The following is a 19,475-nucleotide window of genomic DNA, read 5'->3' as shown; positions in this document are numbered from 1 at the left end:
CGCGATGGCTTTGGCAACCTAGCGGGTTTATTGTCCGGCGGACAAGAAACAATCCGCTGTCAGACGAAGGTCAGCAGCCGCCGTGGGTTGCGCACCAGGATGGTGTCGATCTCGCGCTCGTCAAAGCCGCGGCGTCGCATCAACGGCACGATGTTGGAGAAGATGTGGTCGTAGCCGTGTCCGCCGTAGCGGTTCAGCCGGGTGCGGGTGCAGATGTCCTGGCTGATCAGGATGCGCTCGCCATGCCCGTGGTCCAGCAGGGTGCGCAACATACGCAGGCGGGCGGCGTCGTTGGGCATGTCCACCGCGTCGCTGGGCAGGTAGTAGGAATCCTCCCAGCCGAACAGGTCGAACTCCACCACGCAGCCGGTGTCGGCCAGGCGCAGCAGCCGCGTGTCGTCGAAGATGGTGCGGTCGATATGGCTGATGATCAGCCGCTCCATCGGCCCGCCATGGGCGCGGACAAAGGTGGCCACCTCCTGCGGCTGGTCGGCGTCGCGGCCCGGGTGCACGTTCAGCGCCGCGCCGGTCTCGGCCTGCGCGAGGATCGCACCGCGCATGACGCGTTTCTCCTGCTCCGTCCAGGGTGCCTGGCAGCCGATCTCGCCGATGATGCCGGCGCGGATCTCCGTACCCCAGGCGCCTTCCAGCACTTGGCCGATGATCTCCATGGCGAAGTCCTCCACGCGGTATCCGGCCAGCGCGGGGTCCTGGTATTCCTGCACATAGTGGCCGCTGCCCATCACCACCTGCACGCCGGTGGCGGCGGCGATGGCGGCAAGCCCCTGCGGGTCCGGCTGCAGCCCGCCCACGGTCAGGTCCACCAGCGTCCGGCCGCCGGCGGCGTACATCCGCCTGAGTTCGGCGATCGCGAGTTCCCTGCTGTCCAGCCGCATGTTGAAGGGCGAGGCGGTGCGCCCCCAGCGGATGTCGAAGCAGTTGCACAGGGTGATATCCCCGGCCGCACCGCCCACCGCCTCCGCCCGCAGGCGGGGCGGGTTGAGGTCGATGAGCAGGTGCTCGTGCATCAGCGCCGGGCCAACCTGGTCCGGCGCGATCAGGCCGGATACGGTCTGCACCCGGCCGCGCAGCGTGGCGCGGTCGATCCGGGCCACCTGCTCAGCTCGCCAGAAAGGGCCGGCGGGCCTCGATGAACCGGGCCACGGCATTGCGGAAGCCGTCCAGCTCCGCGTCCGTGAGCGGCAACATCAGCGCCGCCAAGCCACGCCGGGCGAGGTAGAAGCCGGCTTCCGCCATGTCGAAGAAGAACAGGTCGCGCAGCCGGTTGTCGCAGGCGGCGCCGGCCGGGTCCTCGATCGGCGCGGCGGTGAAATGCGCGTTCATCAGCGAGCCGAGGCCGGTGAACTGCATGGCGACGCCCTGTTGCCGGCAGAGTGCGTTGAGCTGCCCGCGCACTGCCTCGCCACGCTCGCGGTGCCGCTCGGCGATCTCGGGCGTGAACACCTCGGTCAATCCGGCGATGCCGGCGGCCATGGTCAGGACGTTGTTGTTGAAGGTGCCGGCATGCGGCAGCGCATCCGGCCGGCGCGGGTCGAACATCGCCATCAGTGCCGCCCGGCCGCCGAAGGCGCCGAAGCTCATGCCGCCGCCGATATACTTGCCCAGCGTGGTCAGGTCGGGCGTCAGGCCCAGCAGCGCCTGCCGTCCGCCGGCGGAGGTCCGGGAGGTCATCACCTCGTCGAAGATCAGCAGCGCACCGGCGTCCGCCGTGGCGTCGCGCAGCGCGTGCAGGAAGTCGGGCCGGGCCGGGATGCAGCCGCCCGCGCCAAGCATCGGCTCCACCACCACGGCGGCGAGGTCGGGGCCGTGCCGGGCGATCAGCGCGAGGGTTCCCTCCGTGTCGTTGTAGGGTGCCACGATGAAGTGGTGCGGCACGTTGACCGGGGACCCGCCGCCGCCGAAGCTCAGCACGCCGCCGTGGTAGGCGCCGTGGAACACCAGGATGGTGCCGCGCCCCGTGGCGGCCTTGGCGAGCGCGATGGCCATCAGGTTGGCTTCGGTGCCCGAATTGGTGAAGCGGACGGAGTCCATGGCCGGGAAGCGGTCGCAGACAAGCCGCGCCAGCTTCGGCTCCAGCAGGTTGTGGCCGCCAAGGTTGATGCCGCCGTCCAACGCGCTGTCGATGGCGGCGCGCACCGCCGGGTTGGAATGGCCGTAAAGGCCGGCGGTGAATTCGCCCAGCAGGTCCAGGTAGCGGTGCCCGTCCGCATCCCAGATGAAGGCACCCTCGCCGCGCGCAATGGCCAGCGGGAAGGGGTCATAGAACAGCACGGAGCGCGTGTTGCCGCCGGGCATCACGGCGGCGGCCTCGGCATGGATCTCGGCGCTGCGGGGGTTGCGGGCGACATAGGCGGCGCGGGCGCGAGCCAGGGCCGCATCCAGCATTGGGGCCTCGACCATATCCATCTGCGCCACTCCTTGAATTGTCCGGCGAACAATAATAACCCGCCGGAGGAGGGGTCAAGCGCCGCGTTGCGCCAAGCGTTCCAGCCCCGCCACCACGGTCTCCACATAAGCCTCGAAGCTGCTGTCCAGCGGCACGACGGTGCCGTTCTGCCAGCGCAGGGTGAAGCTGCGGTTGTGCATGCGGGGCATGTGGGCGGCCAGCATCGGGTAGTCCCCTGCCGGCACCGAACCGACCAGCGCCCGCATGCCGTCCACCCATTCGTCGGCCCCTTCCGGTGGGGGCGGCGCGAATTCCAGCGTCACGAAGCCCACCTGCGCGGCGGTGACCACGTTGAAGGCGTCCACCAGCCGCTGCCCCTCGAACCCGGCCCCGGAAAGGACGCGGAGCACCGCCTCGATCATCGCGAAGTCGAGGCCGGTATTGGAGACGAGCTGCGCGCCGATCAGCGGCGCGATGGTGGGATGCGCGCGGACGGCGGCACGGTACCGGCGGAACAACGCCCGCAGCCAGTCGCGCCAGTCCTTCATCGGCGGCGGCGCCAAGTCGCGCAGCACATGCGCCACGATAGCCGCCAGAAGCTGGTTGCGGCTTGGAACGTGCCAATAGATGGCGGCGGGGAACACGCCCATGGCCTTGGCCAGGTCACGCACGGAGAAGGCAGCTAAGCCACGCTCGTCCAGCAGGGCCAGGGCCGCCAGGACGATTTTGTCCCTGTTCAGGGCATTCGTGGCACCGGCGGCACGGCGGCCACGGCGGGGGCGGTCAGCTTGGTCCATCATTGGCGTGAAGTATGCGAGATGGCTCCCACGCTGCCAAATCTGGGCTGGCAGGTTCTCTTGAAGAACGGGGTCAAGGATCGCTGGAGGAAGGACGTGGAGTTCTGATCTGCTTCCGGACAGGCTGGCGGCTTTGCGGTCCCAAAGACCCTGTTGGCGGCCGCCGGCGGAGCATCCCGAACAGGACGGTCGATCAACGCGCGAGCCGCTAGCGGCAATCCCCGTCGGAGGGAGAGGCCGGGCAGTCCCCATGAGTCGATGCCAAACATGGCAGAGCCTGGACCCGTCTCCTGACCTTCGCTGCAAAGTGGCAGACGCGGCCTGGCCAGACCGCAACTCCCGATCGAACCCTGGCAGCGCGAAGCTGATCCACCCCGGTGCGTTCATGCGCGGCCCGACATGCGCTGTCGGCCTGTCCGCCCACCCTCTCCGATCCGGTGCGGAGCCCCGACTTCGCCAAACTTGGTGGCACTGCGTGACGGTCGCGAATGTTGGTTGCGAAAGGCAGCGTGATTGTCCACAGTCATTTCATTCAATGACCAAAGGTCAGGGATGATTTCGATAAATGAAACCGCAACCGTGCGGGGCGCGGTGGGGGCCAGGGCGCGGCGGGTACGGCATCGCCAGTCTATGCCGGGCCGGACGGCGACATGCCCGAGGCCGACCTCGGGCGCGGACGGAACCGCGCTATGAGCGGTCCGCTCGCCGGCGTCATGGTTCTCGACCTGACGCGGGTGCTGTCCGGTCCTTACTGCACCATGATGCTGGCCGATCTTGGTGCGCGCGTCATTAAGGTCGAGCCGCCGGGCGGTGACGACAGCCGCCACTTCCCCCCTCGGACCGGCGGCGACTCAGCGTATTTCATGGCTTTCAACCGCGGCAAGGAGAGCATCGCGCTCGACCTCACCGCACCCGCCGACCGGGCAATCTTCGAGCGCCTGCTGACCACCGCCGATGTGATGGTGGAGAACTTCCGTCCAGGCGTGCTGGACAAGCTCGGCTACGGCCCGGCCGTGCTGGCGGAACGCTGGCCCACCCTGATTCTCGCCAGCCTTTCAGGCTTCGGGCAGACCGGGCCGGACCGTGGCCGCATGGCCTATGACCTGCTGATCCAGGCCATGGGTGGCGTCATGTCGCTGACCGGCGAGGAAGGTGGCGGGCCGGCCCGGGTCGGTACCTCGCTGGTGGATATCGGCAGCGGCATGTTTCTTTGGCCCGGCATCCTGGCCGCCCTGGTTGAGCGGCGTGGCGGCGCCCCCGCGCGGCGGGTGGAGGTGGCGATGCTGGACAGCCAGGTGGCCATGCTCGAACATGCGATGATGCGCGCCCAGGCCGGCGATCCGCCGCAGCGGCTGGGCGCACGTTTCCCCACCGCCAGCCCGGTGGATGCCTATCGCACGGCCGATGGCGCGCTTGTGCTGGCCTGCCCCATGCCGCGCCACTTCGCGGCCGCCGCGGCGGTGCTGGGCCATCCGGAATGGGTGGACGACCCGCGCTTCGTCGACAATGCCGCGCGCCTCGCGAACCAGGCCGCGCTGAAGGCGGCGATCGAGGCGGTGATGCGAGAGCGCACGACCGCGCATTGGGACGCCGCCTTCGCCGCCGCCGGGGTGCCCTGCGGCCCGGTGCGGAACATGGCGGACCTGCTGGCCGACCCGCAACTGACGGCGCGGGAGATGCTGCTGCCCATGGCCGGCTTCCGGGTGGCCGGCAATCCCATGAAGCTTTCCGGCCTCGCTGCGCCGGACGCCGCCAGCGCGCCGACGCTGGACCAGCACCGTGCCGCCCTGCTGGCCGAGTTCGGCGCATGAGCCTCGGGGCCGCCATCATCGGCGTGGGCGAGACCGCCATGGGCCGCCACCCCGGCCGCACCGCCATGGACCTGATGGCGGAGGCCGCCGATGCCGCGCTGGCCAGCGCCGGCCTGGAGATGCGCGAGATCGACGGCTTGATCAGCATGCCCAGCCTGACGCAGCGCTGGATGATGCCGGCCGCCGTGGTGGCGCGCGGGCTGGGGCTGGACCCGGCCTTTCTGACCACGATCGATCTGGCGGGCGCCAGCGGCGCCGCCATGGCGGACCAGGCGGCGCGCGCCATTGCCACCGGGGCGTGCGAGGCCGTGCTCTGCGTGGCCGGGGACCCGCTGCTGACGGGCCTGTCGCGTGACCGCGCGGTGGCGCTGATGGCCGGCAGCGCCGCCCATGCCGAGACGGAGGCGCCGCACGGCCCGCCCGTGCCCGCGCTCTATGCGCTGCTGGCCGCGCGGCACATGCACCTGCACGGCACGACGCGGGAGCAGCTCTCCGCCGTCGCGGTGCAGATGCGCCACCATGCGGCGGACAATCCCGGCGCGCATTTCCGGCAGCCTATCACGGCGGATGCCGTGCGCGACGCCAAGCCCATCGCCACGCCCTTCACGCTGCTGGACTGCGCGCCTGTGTCGGATGGCGGCGCGGCCTTCGTGATGGTCTCGGCCGACCGCGCGCGAAGCATGAAGCGGCGCGCGGCGCATCTGCTCGGCTCCGGCTACGGCCTGTCGCACGCCTATCTGGGCGACGCGGCGGACCCGATGCGGACCGGCGCGCTGCGCTCCGGCGCCACGGCCTTCGCGCGGGCGGGGCGGCGCCCGGCGGAGATGCACTTCGCCTGCCTCTACGACTGCTTCACCATCACCCTGTTGATGGAGCTGGAGGATCTCGGCTTCTGCGCGCCCGGGGCCGGCGGCGCCTTTGTCGCGGACGGGCATATCGACCGCGCCGGGCGCCTGCCGGTGAACCCGGGGGGCGGGCTGCTGTCCGGCGGGCATCCGGGCCTGCCCGCCGGCATGATGCCGGTGGTGGAGGCCGCGCGGCAGATCATGGGCGAGGCCGGCGCGCGGCAGTTGCCACGTGCCGACCTCGCCATGGCGCATGGCAATGGCGGGATTGTCGGCATGCACTGCTCGCTGGTGCTGGGGGCGCTTGATGGCTGAGCTGCGTGTCTGCCAGGATTGCGGCACGGCGCAGGGCTATCCGCGCCCGGCCTGCCATGCCTGCGGCGGCCGCCGGATCGCCGCCGCGGCCCTGCCGCTGCCGGCAGAGGTCTTCAGCCTCACCACCGTGCACCGGGCGCCCTCCGCTGCCTTCGCGGCGCGCGTGCCCTACACGCTGGCGCTGGTTCAGCCGGCTGCCGGCGGGTTGCTGCTGCTGAGCCTGCAGGACACGGCGGGCCGCCCGCCCGCCATCGGCGACCGCATCCTCATCCAGGCAAAGGGCGAGCTGCTGACCGCCGTCCCGGCGCCTGCCGCCTGACGCGAACTTCCCGAACCAGGAGCAGAAACCATGGATCTGGGCGTTTTCATTCCCATCGGCAGCAACGGCTGGCTGATCTCGACGACCTCGCCGCGCTACAAGCCGAGCTTCGCGCTGAACCGCGAGGTGGTGCAGCGGGCGGAGAAATATGGCTTCGAGTTCGCGCTTTCCATGATCAAGCTGCGCGGCTTCGGCGGCGAAAGCGAGTTCTGGGACCACGCGCTGGAAAGCTTCACCCTGATGTCGGCGCTGGCGGCGGTGACCGAGAAGATCCGCCTCTACGCTTCCACCGCCGTGCTGACCCTGCCGCCGGCGCTGGCGGCGCGCATGGTCTCGACCATCGACAGCGTGGCGCCCGGGCGGATCGGCGTGAACATCGTCTCGGGCTGGCAGGAAGCCGAATACAGCCAGATGGGCCTGTGGCCGGGGCAGGAGCATTACGCGCGGCGCTACCAGTATTGCTCGGAATACGTGCAGGTGATGAAGGACCTGTGGGAAACCGGGCGGTCGGACCTGCAGGGCGACTACTTCCGGATGACCGACTGCGTGCTGAGCCCGCGGCCGGAGCAGCCGGTGCCGATCGTGGCGGCCGGCCAGTCCGGCGCGGGCGTGGCCTTCGCCGCGCGGCACGCCGACTACAACTTCTGCCTCGGCTCGGGCGTCAACACGCCGACGGCCTTCGCGCCATCCATCGCGCGGCTGGTGGAGGAGTCGGCCAGGACCGGGCGCGACGTCGGCTCCTATGTGCTGTTCATGGTGATCGCCGACGAGACGGACGCGGCGGCGATGGCGAAGTGGGAGCACTACAAGGCGGGCAAGGACAGCAAGGCGCTGGGCTGGCTGGACCAGCAGGCGAACAACGACGCCGCGGCCGATGCCAGCTCGACGGCCAGGGCGATGACCAACCCGGTGTCGATGGTGAACTTCAACATGGGGACGCTGGTGGGTTCCTATCAATCCGTGGCGCGGATGATGGACGAGATGGAGGGCATTCCCGGCCTGAAGGGCGTGATGCTCACCTTCGACGACTTCGTGGAAGGGATCGACGCCTTCGGCACACGCGTCCAGCCGCTCATGCACAGCCGCCGGCACGTCATGGCGGGCTGAGCGGCCGCTAAAGGCCCAGCGCGCCGGGGTTCATGATTCCGTCCGGGTCATGCCGTCGCTTCAGCACTGCCCAGGCTTCCCGCGTGCCAGCCGGCACGCCGGGATGCGCGGCATAGGAACGGCCGATCTGGAAGTGGCTGGCGCCTGCAGCGTCGAAGGCCTCGATCAGCGCGTGCCGCAACGCCATGGCGGCGGCGCGGGCCTCTGGGTTGGCCGGGCGGGCGCCATGCGCCTGCCACTGTTCGGGCGGCACCAGGCGGCGGTGCAGCGGCCCCATCGCATCCGGCCAGAAGATCTGCGGTTCGACGATCACGCGCGCACCCATGGTGGAGCAGAGCAGCACCGTGTGGATGCCATGGCGACGCATCGGCTCCGCATGCTCCGCCAGGACGCGCTCTGTGGCTGCAAGACCGGCCGGCGCGGCTTCGGCCGAGAAGACACCGTGCATCGGCAGCCACAACTTCCCGGATGGGCCCAGCAATGCCTTGATCCGGCGAAAGGGGCGGGAACGCGTGACGCGCGGGATGATGTCCGGAATGACATGCCCACCCAGGGCACGCGCGCGGCGCCGTGCCTCGCGCTGCGCTTCTGCCACTGCGGCATCGCTGCCGTCCAGCGACAGGTGCACGGACCAGCGCAGGTCCGCCACGAAGGTCTTGCCGGCGCGCGCCGTGTGCAGCAGACCGGACAGCCGTTCCCACCAACTGCCGCGCGCGCGCAACAGGTCTCCCGCGATCCCCGCGCTTTCCATCACGGAAAACCCGGCGCGTGCCAGGTTGCGGTGGTTGGCGGGATCGAACAGGAACAACTCGCCCAGGCCCGGCAGGTCGCGCAGTGCGACCAGCGCGGCCAGCGCCGCGGCACCCTCGGCGAATTCAAACGAAACGAAGCCCGTTGCTGCCGGCAAAGGCATCGTGGCCAGGGTCACGCGCGTGCGCAGCCCAAAGGCGCCGCAATCCCCCACCAGCGGCTGCGGGGCTTCCAGCCCCCGCACGCGGTCGGCCAGGGTGAAATCGACGAGGGCGGCGGTACCATCCACCATGCGGGTGGCATGCACCGGCCCGTCGCCCCATGCGCCATGGCCGGAGGCGCCGAAGAAGCCGCCGTTCTGGGCGGCACCGCCGCCCACCGTGGCCCCGGTGCCGGACAACGGGCCGAAGGCGCAGGCCCGCAGCCCCTCGGCCTCCAGCGCCGCGTGCAGGGCGGCCCAGGTGGTGCCGGCGCCGACCTCCACCTCCGCGGCGTCCCGCCGGATCGTGATGCCGGTGAGGCCGGTCATGTCCACCACCGCTGCCGGTGCGCGCGGCGCCACCGTGCCACCCGTATAAGACCAGCCGCCGCCGCGTGGCACCAGGGCAATGCCTTCCGCCCGTGCCACCCGGACCAGGGCCTGGACCTGCCCCACATCCCCTGGCTGCAGCACGGCGCCGGCCGGCATGGGGGCGGGGGTCGCGAGGTCGGCGGACAGCGCTTCGGCCAGTGCGGCGTCGTCCTGCACCGCCAGTCCGGGCACGGCGTCCCGGAAGGCGCGGGCGACGGGGTTCATCGCGCCTCCCTACTCGGCGGCGGCCTGCGCGGCGCCGGACCGGCCGGGCGGCAGGCGGAACACCTTCAGCGCCGCGTCGCGCATCAGGGTGCTGAGGCTTTCCGGACGCAGGCCCAGCTCGTTGATCTCGCGCACCGCGCGCTCAGGATCCACCACCGGCCAGTCCGTGCCGAACAGCACCTTTCCGCGGCCATAGGTGTTCATGTAGTGCACCAGAGACGGCGGCCAGTGCTTCGGCCCATAGGCGTCCACGCCGATGAAGACGTTCTCGTGCTTCCAGGCCATCGAGATCATCTCGTCGGTCCAGGGCACGCCGATGTGGATGCCGAGCAGCTTCAGCTCGGGAAAGTCGATGGCCACCTGATCCAGCGTGATAGGCTTGGCCACGGAAGGCAGGCGGCGCTCCCGCGAATAGATCAGGTTGTGGCCCACCTGCATCATGATGGGGATGTCGAGCTCGCAGCAGCGGGCGTAGTAGGGGTAGTAAAGCGCGTGCCCCGGCTCCATCCCGAACCAGTGCGGGTAGAGATGCGCGCCGACGAAGCCGAATTCCCTTGCCGCGCGGTCGAGGTCCTTGAGCCCCTGGATCCCGCGCGTGGGATCCACCCCCGCGAGGCCGGAAAAGCGATCGGGGTAGCGGGCACAGACCTCCGCCACCCGCTCGTAGGGAATCTCAAAGGAACCACGTATGCGCAGGTCCCCGGCGCGCACAGCGATCAGCAGGGAGCGCTCGATCCCCGCCCGGTCCATCTTGCGAAGATAATCCTCAACCTCGACGCCGTTGCGCATGGCATCCGTCATGCGGACCTGAGTCTTGAATTGGTCGTCCACGCCCGTTTGGTTGTTTTGGATTTCCAGCGGGGTGTAGAGGTTGCAAACGATGTCGATGGCGCCGGACATGCTATCAGATTCTCGAACTTCTTTGCCGCCAACCTACGGAGCCGACTGCGGGCCTGTCAAAGCCAATTTGATATGCGAAGCGCATGACAGGGGTTAGTTCATATAATGAATGAAGCTTGGTGTTGTGGTCTTGGTTGACGATAGGTCTGTGCCAAATCGGGGAATGCCGAAAAGCTGAGCGGAAATCTGCTGAAACGGCAGAAATGGCGACTTTTCGTGCAATCGTTTGCCGGGGCCGCTTCCAACTTCGCTGCGGCATTTCGAAAGGCGTTGACGGGCTGGAAAAATTCAGATCACCTATCGTTCGCCGGAATGTTCCGCATTTCGACATACGAAATTTTTGGGTGGTGCTCAGGGTTCGGCCGGGCGGTGCCACCGGCCTGTTGGCGGAATGTCGTCGCGGAGCCGGGCTGCCGCGCCGTGTTGCCCGCACCTGCCGCTATGGCAGGTCTTGCCGGGCGCAGCATTGGGAAGAACAGGATGATCCTCGCGCGACTTCTCTGGAAGCCGGTCTGCATCGCCTCCTTGTCCTTGGGCATCCTGGCCACCGCGCCGGCGGCCTTCGCGGCGCCCGAGACGCTCACCGTCGCGCTGACGGGAGATTTTCCCTCGCTGGACCCCAGCAAGGATTCGTCGCCGCTGGGTTCCAACTACCGGCTGAACGTCTTCAATGCCCTTACGGCGGTGGAGCGAGACGGCTCCATCTCGCCCCGCCTGGCGGAAAGCTGGACGCGATCCGACGACTTGACGCAATGGACGTTCAAGCTGCGGCAGGGCGTGAAGTTCCATGACGGCAGCGACTTCACGGCCGCCGATGTGAAGTTCACCTGGGACCGCATCCTCGCGGATGCGACCTCGCCCGTGCGCACCTTCGCCCGCATCGCACAGTCGATCGAGGTGGTGGACGACCACACGGTGAAATTCACCTTGTCGCAGCCTTACGCGATCTTCGAGCGGCAGGCGACCTTCGTCTACATCATGTCCAAGACCTATTTCGATAAGGCGGGCGACCAGGGCTATGCCACCAGGCCGGTCGGCACCGGCCCTTACCGCATGACGGAATGGGTCAAGGCGGACCGCATGGTGGTGGAGGCCAACCCGAATTACTGGGGCGGCGCGCCGGCCATCCGGCGGGCCACCTTCCGCCCGGTGCCGGCGGAGGCCAGCCGCGCCAACGCTCTGTTGTCGGGCGAGGTAGATGTGGTGCCGGAGCTCTCGCCCTCGCTCATGGCGCAGCTGCGGTCTTCGTCCACCGTCAAGGTCGGCATCGCGCCCGGCATCCGCGTGGTGCACGTTTCCATGGACCCGACCAAGCCGCCCTTCAACAACCCGCTGATCCGTGAGGCGGTGGACTACGCCATCGACCGCAAGGCCATTTCTGAGCGGCTGCTGCGCGGCGTCGGCGTGCCCAGCGGCTCCATGCTGCCGCCCAGCGCGGTGGGCTACGATTCCTCCCTGCAGCCCACGCCCTACGACCTAGAAAAGGCGCGGGCGCTGATCCGGCAGGCCGGCTATGCCGGGGAGCCGATCCGCATCAACTACCCCAACAACAACTTCGCTATGGCCAACGAGGCCGTGCAGGCCGTCGCCGGCTACATGACCGCGGTGGGGCTGAAGGTATCGCTGAATTCCATGGAATTCACAGCGTTCTTCCCGCTCTGGCTGCAGTCCAAGCTGGATAACATGTTCTTCTTCGCCTACGGCTCCTCGCAGTACCATGCCGAGGGCGTGCTCGGCATCATCTACGCGCAGGGTGGCCAGACCTATCAGGCGGATCCGGAAATCGACCGCATCACCCGGGAACAGCGCGGCGAGAAGGATCCGGCGCGGCAGATCCAGCTGATCCACCAGGCCTTCCGCCGCAGCAACGAGCTGCGGACCTACTTGCCGCTGTACAACCTGCAGCAGGTCTACGGCGTGAAGAACGGCATCGAGTTCACGCCGTTCCCCGACGGCGTCGTGCGCCTCTACGAATTCAAGTGAGGACGGGCAGGGTCTGAGACGGGACGATGCTGCTGTTCATCCTGAAGCGGAGCCTCTTCTCCGTCCTGACCATCCTCGGCGTGGTGACCGTCACTTTCTTCCTGATGCGGCTGGCGGGCGACCCCGCCGCGCTGCTGCTGCCGGTCGAGGCCACGGCGGATGACGCGGCCCGGCTGCGCGCGGCGCTGGGCCTGGACCGGCCGCTGTATATCCAATACCTGACCTTTCTGCAGAACGGTCTGGTCGGCGATTTCGGCAATTCCATCCGCCAGAACGCGCCCGCCCTGCAACTGGTGCTGGAACGCATCCCGGCCACGCTGGAACTGGCGATCTCCGCCTTCTTGATCGGCATCACCCTGGCCTTCCTGTGCGGCCTGCTCATCCGGCTGGTGGGGAGCGACCTGCTGCGCACCGTCATCATGTGGCTGGCACTGATGCGGCAGGCCATGCCGGTCTTCTCCTTCGGCATCCTGTCCATCTTGATCTTCTCGGTCTGGCTGCAATGGCTGCCGTCGCTGGGCCGCGGCACGATCTGGCACTTGGTGCTGCCGGCCTTCACGCTCGGCACCTACGAGCTCGCGCTCTACCTCCGGCTGTTCAACATCTCCCTCGCGGCGGAGCAGCGGCAGGACTACGTCCGCACGGCCTATGCCAAGGGGCAGGGCCGCGCCGCCGTGATCCTGCGCCACATGCTGCCCAACGCGCTGCTGCCGCTGGTGACGGTCGCCGGCATCAATCTGGGCCTGATGCTGGGCGGCGCGGTGGTGACGGAGACGGTCTTCAGCTGGCCCGGTGTCGGCCGCCTGATCGTCGATTCCGTCAGCCAGCGCGACTTTCCCGTGGTGATCGCCGGCGTCTTCGCGGTGTCGCTGATCTTCGTGGTGATCAACCTGGCCGTGGACATCCTCTACGGCGTGCTCGATCCAAGGGTGAAGCTCGGATGAAGCGGTTTCGCAAAGGGGCGGGCCTCACCGCCCTGATCCTGCTCGGCATCACCTTTGTGCTGATCGCCATCGTGCCGCTGCTGCCTTCCTCCGATGCCTATACCCAGAACCTCGGGGACGGGCTGTTGCCGGCCGGCGGCCGCTCCTTCGACGAACAACTCTACCTGCTCGGCACAGACACGCTGGGGCGGGACCTGCTGAGCCGGCTGGCGCTGGCGGGGCAGGTTTCCTTCATGATCGCCATCGTCGCCGTGGCCATGAGCCTCGTCATCGGCGCCGTGCTGGGGCTGGTCGGGGGCTTCTTCGGTGGCTGGACGGAAAGCGTGATCATGGGCATCGCGGACCTGCAGCTGTCCATCCCGCGCATCCTGCTGCTGATCGCCGTTTCCGCCGTGGTGGGGCCCAGCGTCGTTCTGCTGGCGGTCATGCTGGGGCTGACGAGCTGGGTGTCCTACGGCCGCGTCGCCCGCGCCATGGTGCTGAGCCTGAAGCGGCGGGAGTTCGTGCTGTCCGCTACCACACAAGGCGCGGGCGCGGGGTGGAACATGCGCAAGCACCTCTTGCCCAACGTGCTGCCACAGCTGCTGGTGGTCGCGTCCCACGAGTTCGGGCAGGTGATCGTGCTGGAGGCGTCGCTCAGCTATCTCGGCCTCGGCGTGCAGCCCCCGCTGCCGAGCTGGGGCATGATGGTGGCGGAAGGGCAGAGCTATCTGGCCCTGGCGCCGATGCTGTCGGTGCTGCCCAGCATCGCGCTGTTCTGCCTGGTCGCTGGCACGCAGTTCCTGTCCCAGGCCTTCACGTCCGAAAGCGACGTGGTGGGCGACATGTCGAGGGCGAAGCCGTGAGCCTTGCCGCCGAGCCGATCCTGCGCGTCCGCAACCTGTCTATCGACATCGCCGGCACCCGGCATCGGCTGGTGGACGATGTCAGCTTCGAGGTTGGGCGCAACGAGGTGCTGGGCGTGGTCGGCGAGTCCGGTTCGGGCAAGAGCATCACCATGCTCGCCGTGCTGGGCCTGCTGCCGCCGGCACTCCGCGTTTCCACAGGCGAGATCTGGCTGAACGGGCGCGAGATCGGCCACCTTCCGTTTCGCGACATGCGCCGCATCCGGGGCAAGGAGATCTCGCTGATCTTCCAGGACCCGATGACAGCGCTGAACCCCGTGTTGCGCGTCGGCCCGCAGATCGCGGAGGCCGTGCGCCTGCACAACCGGCAGCTGTCCGCCGCCCAGGTGCGCAAGCGCGTGGTGGAGCTGCTGGAGTTGGTCGGCATTCCCGATCCGGAGCGCCGCTACGGCCAGTACCCCAACGAATTCTCCGGCGGCATGCGGCAGCGCGCCGTCATCGCCATCGCCATGGCCAACGAGCCGGACCTGCTGATCGCCGACGAGCCCACCACCGCGCTCGACGTCACCATCCAGGCGCAGGTGCTCCGCGTGCTGGCCGAGATGCGAGAGCGCACGCGCGCCGCCATGGTGCTGATCACCCACGACCTGGGCCTGGTGGCCGAGACCGCCGACCGCATCGCCGTGCTGTATTCCGGCCGCGTGGTGGATACCGGTGCCACCAGCACCATCTTCGGCGAGACCTGCCATCCCTACACCGCCGGGCTGATCGCCAGTCTGCCGCGCATGGATGAGGATCTGGCGAAGCTCTACTCCATCCCCGGCTTCGTACCGGAGGTCGCCCGCCGCCCGTCCGGCTGCGCCTTCCACCCGCGCTGTGGGCTGTCCGCCGGGCGGGAACCCTGCAGCGCCGCGCGGCCGTTGCTGCGGCCCATGGCGCCCGGCCACCTTTCCGCCTGCCACTTCGCCGAGGAGACGCCTGCCTGGGCGGCGGCGCAGGAGCGGGAGCGGCACACCGCCAGCGCCGCTTTCACGGCCGGCGAGCGGCGCGAGCAGGAGGTTGTCGTCAGCATCGAGCAGGTGTCCAAGGTCTTCCATGTTTCCCGGCGCTCCGGTTGGGGGCGCGACCGGCTGCAGGCGCTGACCGACATCTCCTTCGAGATCCGCCGCGGCCGCACCCTGGGGCTGGTGGGTGAGTCCGGCTGTGGCAAATCCACGCTGAGCAAGGTGATCCTGCAGCTGGAGCAGCCCAGCGCCGGCGCGGTGCGGCTGCGGAGCAACAATCTGATCGGCATGTCCGGCAGCCGGCTGCGGGAGCAGCGGGAGCACCTGCAGGTGGTGTTCCAGGACCCTTACTCGTCGCTGGACCCGCGCTTCACCATCCACGACATCATCGCCGAGCCGCTGCGCATCCACGGGCGCTACGACCCAGGGCGCGTGACCGAGCTTCTGCGGCATGTCGGCCTGGGGCCGGAGGCAGAGGCGCGCAGGCCCGGTGACTTCTCCGGCGGGCAGCGGCAGCGCATCGCCATCGCGCGGGCGCTGGCGCTGCAGCCGGACGTGCTGATCCTGGACGAGGCGGTGTCGGCGCTGGATGTTTCCATCCAGGCGCAGGTGATCAACCTGTTGAAGACGCTGCAGGACGAGTTCCACCTCACCTACCTGTTCATCTCGCACGACCTGTCCGTGGTGCGCCACATGTCGGACGACGTGGCGGTGATGTATCTGGGCCGGCTGATCGAGATCGGATCGCGCGAGCAGATCTTCTCGCGCCCGGCACATCCCTATACCCAGGCGCTGCTCTCGGCCATTCCGCGCACGGGCGCGGAGGCGCGCCGGGCCAGCGGCCGGATCGTGCTAAAGGGCGAGCTGCCGAACCCGCTGTCCCCGCCCTCCGGCTGCCGCTTCCGCACGCGCTGCTTCAAGGCGGCCGACATCTGCGCGACGTTGGATCCTGAACTGCGGGAGCGCACGGAACCCGGCCACCAGAGCGCCTGCCACTTCGCCGTGCCGGCCAGCGCCGATGCCGTGCCAGCGTGACGCCGGCGCAGGCGGCGGATGGCCGGGACCGATGCAGGCATCGGTCCGGACGGCGCCCGCCCCGGCGGCCTGTCGCCGATCGCCCGGCGGGAGCGGGGCGTCCATTCCAGATGCAGCGTCCGGCAGGGCGTGACGCCTTGCCTGCGCCGGCCCGACGCGCCGGCGGCGGACGCGGCCCGAGCGAGGGAGGAGACGACGATGGCGGAGATCCGCTGCGGCTATGTGGATGGCGAATGGGGCCAGGTGCATTACCGGCGCAGCGGCGATGCCGGGCCGTGGGTCGCGCTGTTCCATGAATCGCCGCTGAGTTCGGCGGTCTATCAGCATGTGCTGCCGCTGCTCGGCCAACACGCCCGGGCCGTGGCCTTCGACACGCCGGGCTACGGCGCCAGCAGCCCGCCCCAGGGCCCGGGGCAGGAGATTCCGGATTACGCCCGCGTGCTGGCCGGCGCCGCCGCTGCGCTGGGCATGGAGCGGCCGGTGCTGGGGGGCGTGCATACCGGTGCCTCCATCGCCATCGCGGCCTCCGCCTTCATTCCGGCCGCCGGGCTGATCCCGACCGGCATCCCGCTTTACACGCCGGAGGAGCGCCCTCGCTTCCTGGCTGGCTACGCGCCGCCGCTGGTGACGGACGGGGAAGGCGCGCAGTTCGCCTGGGCGATCGCGCGCTACCGCCGCATCTGGGGGCCGGATCTGCCGGCCGAGCTGCTGCATGTGGCGGTGACGGAGCTGATGCGGGCCGGCACCCGCTACGACTGGGGCTACAACGCCGCCTTCCGCTACGACCCGGCGCCGCAGTTGCAGGCGTTCGATGGCCCGGTGCTGCTGCTGAACGCCGAGTTCGATTCGCTCGCCGAGAAGGACCCGCTGGCGATGCGGCTCGCGCGCGATGCGCGGACCGCCGTGCTGCCGGGGCTGCCGGGCCAGCCACATCTGCGGCAGCCGGCCCGCTACGCCGAATTGGTCCTCGGCTTCCTTGACCGTCTTTGATAACCCCCGCCGGGGGCAAGCGCAGGATTGAGATGATGTCTGCTCTGATGCCGCTGACCGAACGCCCTTCGATGCTGCCGGCGACCTTCCGCCCGATGACCATGGCCTCTGGCATCCGTTGCAACGCAGCGCGGGGCCAGGACCGGGTGGCGCTGATCTGCGGCGGCCGCAGCCTGACCTTCGGGCAGCTGGTGGACCGGATAGAGCGGGTTTCCGCGCTCGGCCTCGGCCTGGGGCTGCGGGCGGGCGACCGCGCGGCGATCGTCGCAGGAAACTGCCTGGAATATCTGGAGATCGTGGACGGACTGGCCGATGCCGGCATCGCCGTCGCCACGCCTAATCCGCGGCAAACACCGGAGGAGCTGGGCTTCATCCTGCAGGACTGCGGCGCGCGCGTGATCTTCGTTGGTGTGGAATCGGAGGCTCTGGTACGCGCGGCGGACGCGTCCGCCGTCGAGCGCATCATCGTCATCGGCGCGGAGTACGAGGCGCTGCTGCAGGACGCGCGCCCCTGTTCGCTGCCGGAGGTCGCCGAATGGTCGGCCTTCGCCATCCCCTATACCTCCGGCACCACGGGCAAGCCGCGCGGCGTGGTGCTGCCGCATCGCTCCCGTGTCATGCTGGGCTTCTCCATGGCGTCGGAATTCGGCTGCTACGGTCCGGACGACCGCTTCCTGGCGGTGACGCCGATGTTCCACGGCGCCGGCTACGCCAATGTCCACACGTCCGTTTTCTTCGGCGGCACCTGCGAGATCCTGGAAAGATTCGAACCCGAGCTTTGCCTGCGCCGCCTCAGCGAGGGCGGTGCCACCGGCACCTTCGTGGTGCCCACCATCTTCCACGCCATCTTCGGGCTGGAGAAGCCGGTGCTCGACCGCTACCGCTCGCACAGCCTGCGCGCCCTGATGTCGAATGCCGCGCCGCTGCCGCAGAAGACCAAGGAAGTGATCGTGGACTACTTCGGGGAAGGGCTGCTGCATGAGATGTACGGCTCCACCGAGGCCGGCACGGTGTGCAGCCTCCGCCCGCGCGACCAGCTAATCAAGAAGCAGTGCGTCGGCCATGCCTGCATGATGAATCAGGTGAAGCTGCTGGACGATGCCGGCCAGCCGGTGAAGCAGGGGGAGGTGGGGGAGCTGTTCAGCACCGGCCCCAACCTGTTCCTCGGCTACTGGAACAAGCCGGAGGCCACGGCGGCGGCGATGCGCGATGGCTGGTTCTCCGCCGGCGACTTGGCGTGGCAGGACGCGGACGGCTGCTACTACATCGTGGACCGCAAGAAGGACATGTACATCTCCGGCGGTGTCAACGTGTACCCGCGCGAGATCGAGGAACTGCTGTTCCGCCTGCCCGGGGTGCGGGAAGCGGCGGTGATCGGCACGGCGGATGACTACTGGGGCGAGGTCGGCAAGGCCTTCCTGGTGCTGGAACCCGGCGCGGCCCTGTCCGCCGAGGCGGTGATCGAGGTCTGCAAGGAGAAGCTGGCCGGCTACAAGGTGCCGCGCCATGTCGCCTTTATCGAGGCGCTGCCGCGCAATCCAGCCGGCAAGGTGCTCAAGACGGAGCTGCGGGCTCGGGGGTAGCAAAAAGACTTTGTCTGAAAGTGGCGCGGCGCCTGCAGTTCACGTGCCGCGCCAAACTGACGAAGTTTTTTGGTTCTTTTTTCCAAAAAAGAACCGCTTGCCTTCATCCCGCCTTGGCCTTGCGCCCACCCGCCGTGCCGTTCATCCACCGCGCGCTGTGGCGCTCGCCGGAGGGCATGCGCAGCATCGTGTCGGTCAGCGTCGCCTCGCCGCCGGACAGGATGCCGCTCAGCTCCACGATGCGCTCGGGCGCCAGCCGTTCCGGGATGCCGGCCAGCGTCAGCGCGCCCAGCGGCCGGCCGGTCCTGCTGGTGATGGCGACCGACAGGCCCATGATGCGGCCCGCCGGGTCCTCCGGCGCCAGGGCGTGGCCGCGCGCGCGGCATTCGGCCACCGCGCGGCGGATGGTGTCCGGGTCCTGGTTGGGGAACTCGGCCAGCCGGGCGGCGCTACGCTTCAGCACCGCCTCCACCTCGTAGTCCTGCATGGCGGACAGGATGGCGAGGCTGGCGCTACCGGCGCCCAGCGGGCGGTGGGAGCCGATGTCCATCGGCACCGCCTTGACCGGAAAGTCGCCGAACTCCACATCCACGCAGAACAGGCTCTGGCCGGAGCGAACGCAGAACATCGCGGTGTCGCCGCTCTGTTCCGCCAGTAGCTGCAGCACGTCCCGCGCGACGGCGCCGAGGTCGATCTGATTGGAGGCCGTGGCGGCGAGCGCGAAAAACTCCAATCCCAGGCGATATCGCTTGGAGACCGAATCCTGGTCCAGGAAGCCCCGGTTGGTCAGGCTGACCAGCAGGCGATAGGTGGTCGCCCGGTCCAGCCCACTGGCCGCCGCCAGTTCCGACAGGCGCAGCCCCTGGCCGGCCTGGGCCGCCACCAGCTGCACCAGCGCCAGCGCCCGGTCGACGGTCTGCGAGCCACCGGGGGAGCGGGGCTCGCTGTCATCCGGCTTGGTCTTGGAATCCTTCGGCGCCGGTCGCGTCATGGTGCGGGGAAACTTGCCCGGTGGGCGGGGGCGCGGAGGGAGCGGGCTGATGC

The 19,475-nt window shown here is 69.1% G+C and carries 16 protein-coding genes; 10 read left to right on the top strand and 6 right to left on the bottom strand.

Features of this window, described 5'->3' with window-relative positions; all coding sequences use genetic code 11:
* Window positions 1-59: 59 nt before the first annotated feature.
* From IAI59_RS15900 to IAI59_RS15890, 3 genes are read right to left on the bottom strand one after another with little or no spacing between them, the layout of a single operon-like run.
* Window positions 60-1,115 carry a phosphotriesterase family protein gene (locus IAI59_RS15900; RefSeq protein ID WP_207415114.1) on the bottom strand — a complete coding sequence of 352 codons (1,056 nt, stop codon included), beginning with the start codon at window positions 1,113-1,115 and terminating at the stop codon, window positions 60-62.
* Window positions 1,116-1,119: 4 nt separating this feature from the next.
* On the bottom strand, window positions 1,120-2,427 hold the full coding sequence (locus tag IAI59_RS15895; RefSeq protein WP_207415115.1) for an aspartate aminotransferase family protein: 1,308 nt from the start codon (window positions 2,425-2,427) through the stop codon (window positions 1,120-1,122).
* Window positions 2,428-2,481: 54 nt separating this feature from the next.
* Window positions 2,482-3,207 (bottom strand): TetR/AcrR family transcriptional regulator, encoded by a 726-nt coding sequence (locus IAI59_RS15890; RefSeq protein WP_207415116.1) that lies wholly within the window; start codon window positions 3,205-3,207, stop codon window positions 2,482-2,484.
* Window positions 3,208-3,893: 686 nt separating this feature from the next.
* On the opposite strand from IAI59_RS15890, the gene IAI59_RS15885 reads away from it, so the two are divergent.
* The 4 genes from IAI59_RS15885 to rutA are packed head-to-tail and all read left to right on the top strand — an operon-like array spanning window position 3,894 to window position 7,601.
* Entirely contained in the window at window positions 3,894-5,015 is a 1,122-nt protein-coding gene (locus tag IAI59_RS15885) for a CaiB/BaiF CoA transferase family protein (protein WP_207415117.1), read from the top strand.
* Window positions 5,012-6,175 (top strand): thiolase family protein, encoded by a 1,164-nt coding sequence (locus tag IAI59_RS15880; RefSeq protein WP_207415118.1) that lies wholly within the window; start codon window positions 5,012-5,014, stop codon window positions 6,173-6,175. The genes IAI59_RS15885 and IAI59_RS15880 overlap by 4 nt, the downstream gene beginning before the upstream one ends.
* The gene (locus IAI59_RS15875) at window positions 6,168-6,494 is read left to right on the top strand and encodes a Zn-ribbon domain-containing OB-fold protein (RefSeq protein WP_207415119.1); all 327 of its coding nucleotides are present in this window, start codon (window positions 6,168-6,170) and stop codon (window positions 6,492-6,494) included. The genes IAI59_RS15880 and IAI59_RS15875 overlap by 8 nt, the downstream gene beginning before the upstream one ends.
* A gap of 30 nt (window positions 6,495-6,524) precedes the next feature.
* Entirely contained in the window at window positions 6,525-7,601 is a 1,077-nt protein-coding gene (rutA, locus tag IAI59_RS15870) for a pyrimidine utilization protein A (RefSeq protein WP_207443811.1), read from the top strand.
* 7 nt (window positions 7,602-7,608) lie between these two features.
* Here rutA and IAI59_RS15865 read toward each other — a convergent pair whose 3' ends face one another.
* Together IAI59_RS15865 and IAI59_RS15860 are read right to left on the bottom strand one after the other, a co-directional pair.
* Window positions 7,609-9,147: an FAD-binding oxidoreductase gene (locus IAI59_RS15865; protein WP_207418882.1), complete on the bottom strand. Its 1,539-nt coding sequence runs from the start codon at window positions 9,145-9,147 to the stop codon at window positions 7,609-7,611.
* A 9-nt stretch (window positions 9,148-9,156) separates the two neighbouring features.
* Entirely contained in the window at window positions 9,157-10,047 is an 891-nt protein-coding gene (locus tag IAI59_RS15860; protein ID WP_207418883.1) for an amidohydrolase family protein, read from the bottom strand.
* 480 nt (window positions 10,048-10,527) lie between these two features.
* Between IAI59_RS15860 and IAI59_RS15855 the strand changes: the two genes are divergently transcribed.
* The 6 genes from IAI59_RS15855 (at window position 10,528) to IAI59_RS15830 (ending at window position 18,431) form a co-directional block, all read left to right on the top strand.
* Window positions 10,528-12,030: an ABC transporter substrate-binding protein gene (locus IAI59_RS15855; protein WP_207418884.1), complete on the top strand. Its 1,503-nt coding sequence runs from the start codon at window positions 10,528-10,530 to the stop codon at window positions 12,028-12,030.
* Window positions 12,031-12,056: 26 nt separating this feature from the next.
* Window positions 12,057-12,974: an ABC transporter permease gene (locus IAI59_RS15850; protein WP_207418885.1), complete on the top strand. Its 918-nt coding sequence runs from the start codon at window positions 12,057-12,059 to the stop codon at window positions 12,972-12,974.
* On the top strand, window positions 12,971-13,819 hold the full coding sequence (locus IAI59_RS15845) for an ABC transporter permease (protein ID WP_207418886.1): 849 nt from the start codon (window positions 12,971-12,973) through the stop codon (window positions 13,817-13,819). Before IAI59_RS15850 ends, IAI59_RS15845 begins: the two co-directional genes overlap by 4 nt.
* Window positions 13,816-15,858, top strand: coding sequence for a dipeptide ABC transporter ATP-binding protein (locus IAI59_RS15840; RefSeq protein WP_207418887.1), 2,043 nt, complete (start codon window positions 13,816-13,818; stop codon window positions 15,856-15,858). The genes IAI59_RS15845 and IAI59_RS15840 overlap by 4 nt, the downstream gene beginning before the upstream one ends.
* A 198-nt stretch (window positions 15,859-16,056) precedes the next feature.
* Window positions 16,057-16,848 carry an alpha/beta fold hydrolase gene (locus tag IAI59_RS15835; RefSeq protein WP_207418888.1) on the top strand — a complete coding sequence of 264 codons (792 nt, stop codon included), beginning with the start codon at window positions 16,057-16,059 and terminating at the stop codon, window positions 16,846-16,848.
* A gap of 32 nt (window positions 16,849-16,880) precedes the next feature.
* Window positions 16,881-18,431 carry a class I adenylate-forming enzyme family protein gene (locus IAI59_RS15830; RefSeq protein WP_207418889.1) on the top strand — a complete coding sequence of 517 codons (1,551 nt, stop codon included), beginning with the start codon at window positions 16,881-16,883 and terminating at the stop codon, window positions 18,429-18,431.
* A 103-nt stretch (window positions 18,432-18,534) separates the two neighbouring features.
* Here the strand turns inward: IAI59_RS15830 and IAI59_RS15825 are convergent, their stop codons facing one another.
* Window positions 18,535-19,422, bottom strand: coding sequence for an IclR family transcriptional regulator (locus IAI59_RS15825; RefSeq protein WP_207418890.1), 888 nt, complete (start codon window positions 19,420-19,422; stop codon window positions 18,535-18,537).
* Window positions 19,423-19,475: the final 53 nt, after the last annotated feature.

Origin of the sequence: Roseomonas haemaphysalidis (assembly GCF_017355405.1) — a bacterium.
Classification (GTDB): Bacteria; Pseudomonadota; Alphaproteobacteria; order Acetobacterales; family Acetobacteraceae; genus Pseudoroseomonas; species Pseudoroseomonas haemaphysalidis.
The sequence above is the reverse complement of the archived record's forward strand: the minus strand, read 5'-3'. Positions and strand labels throughout refer to the sequence as shown.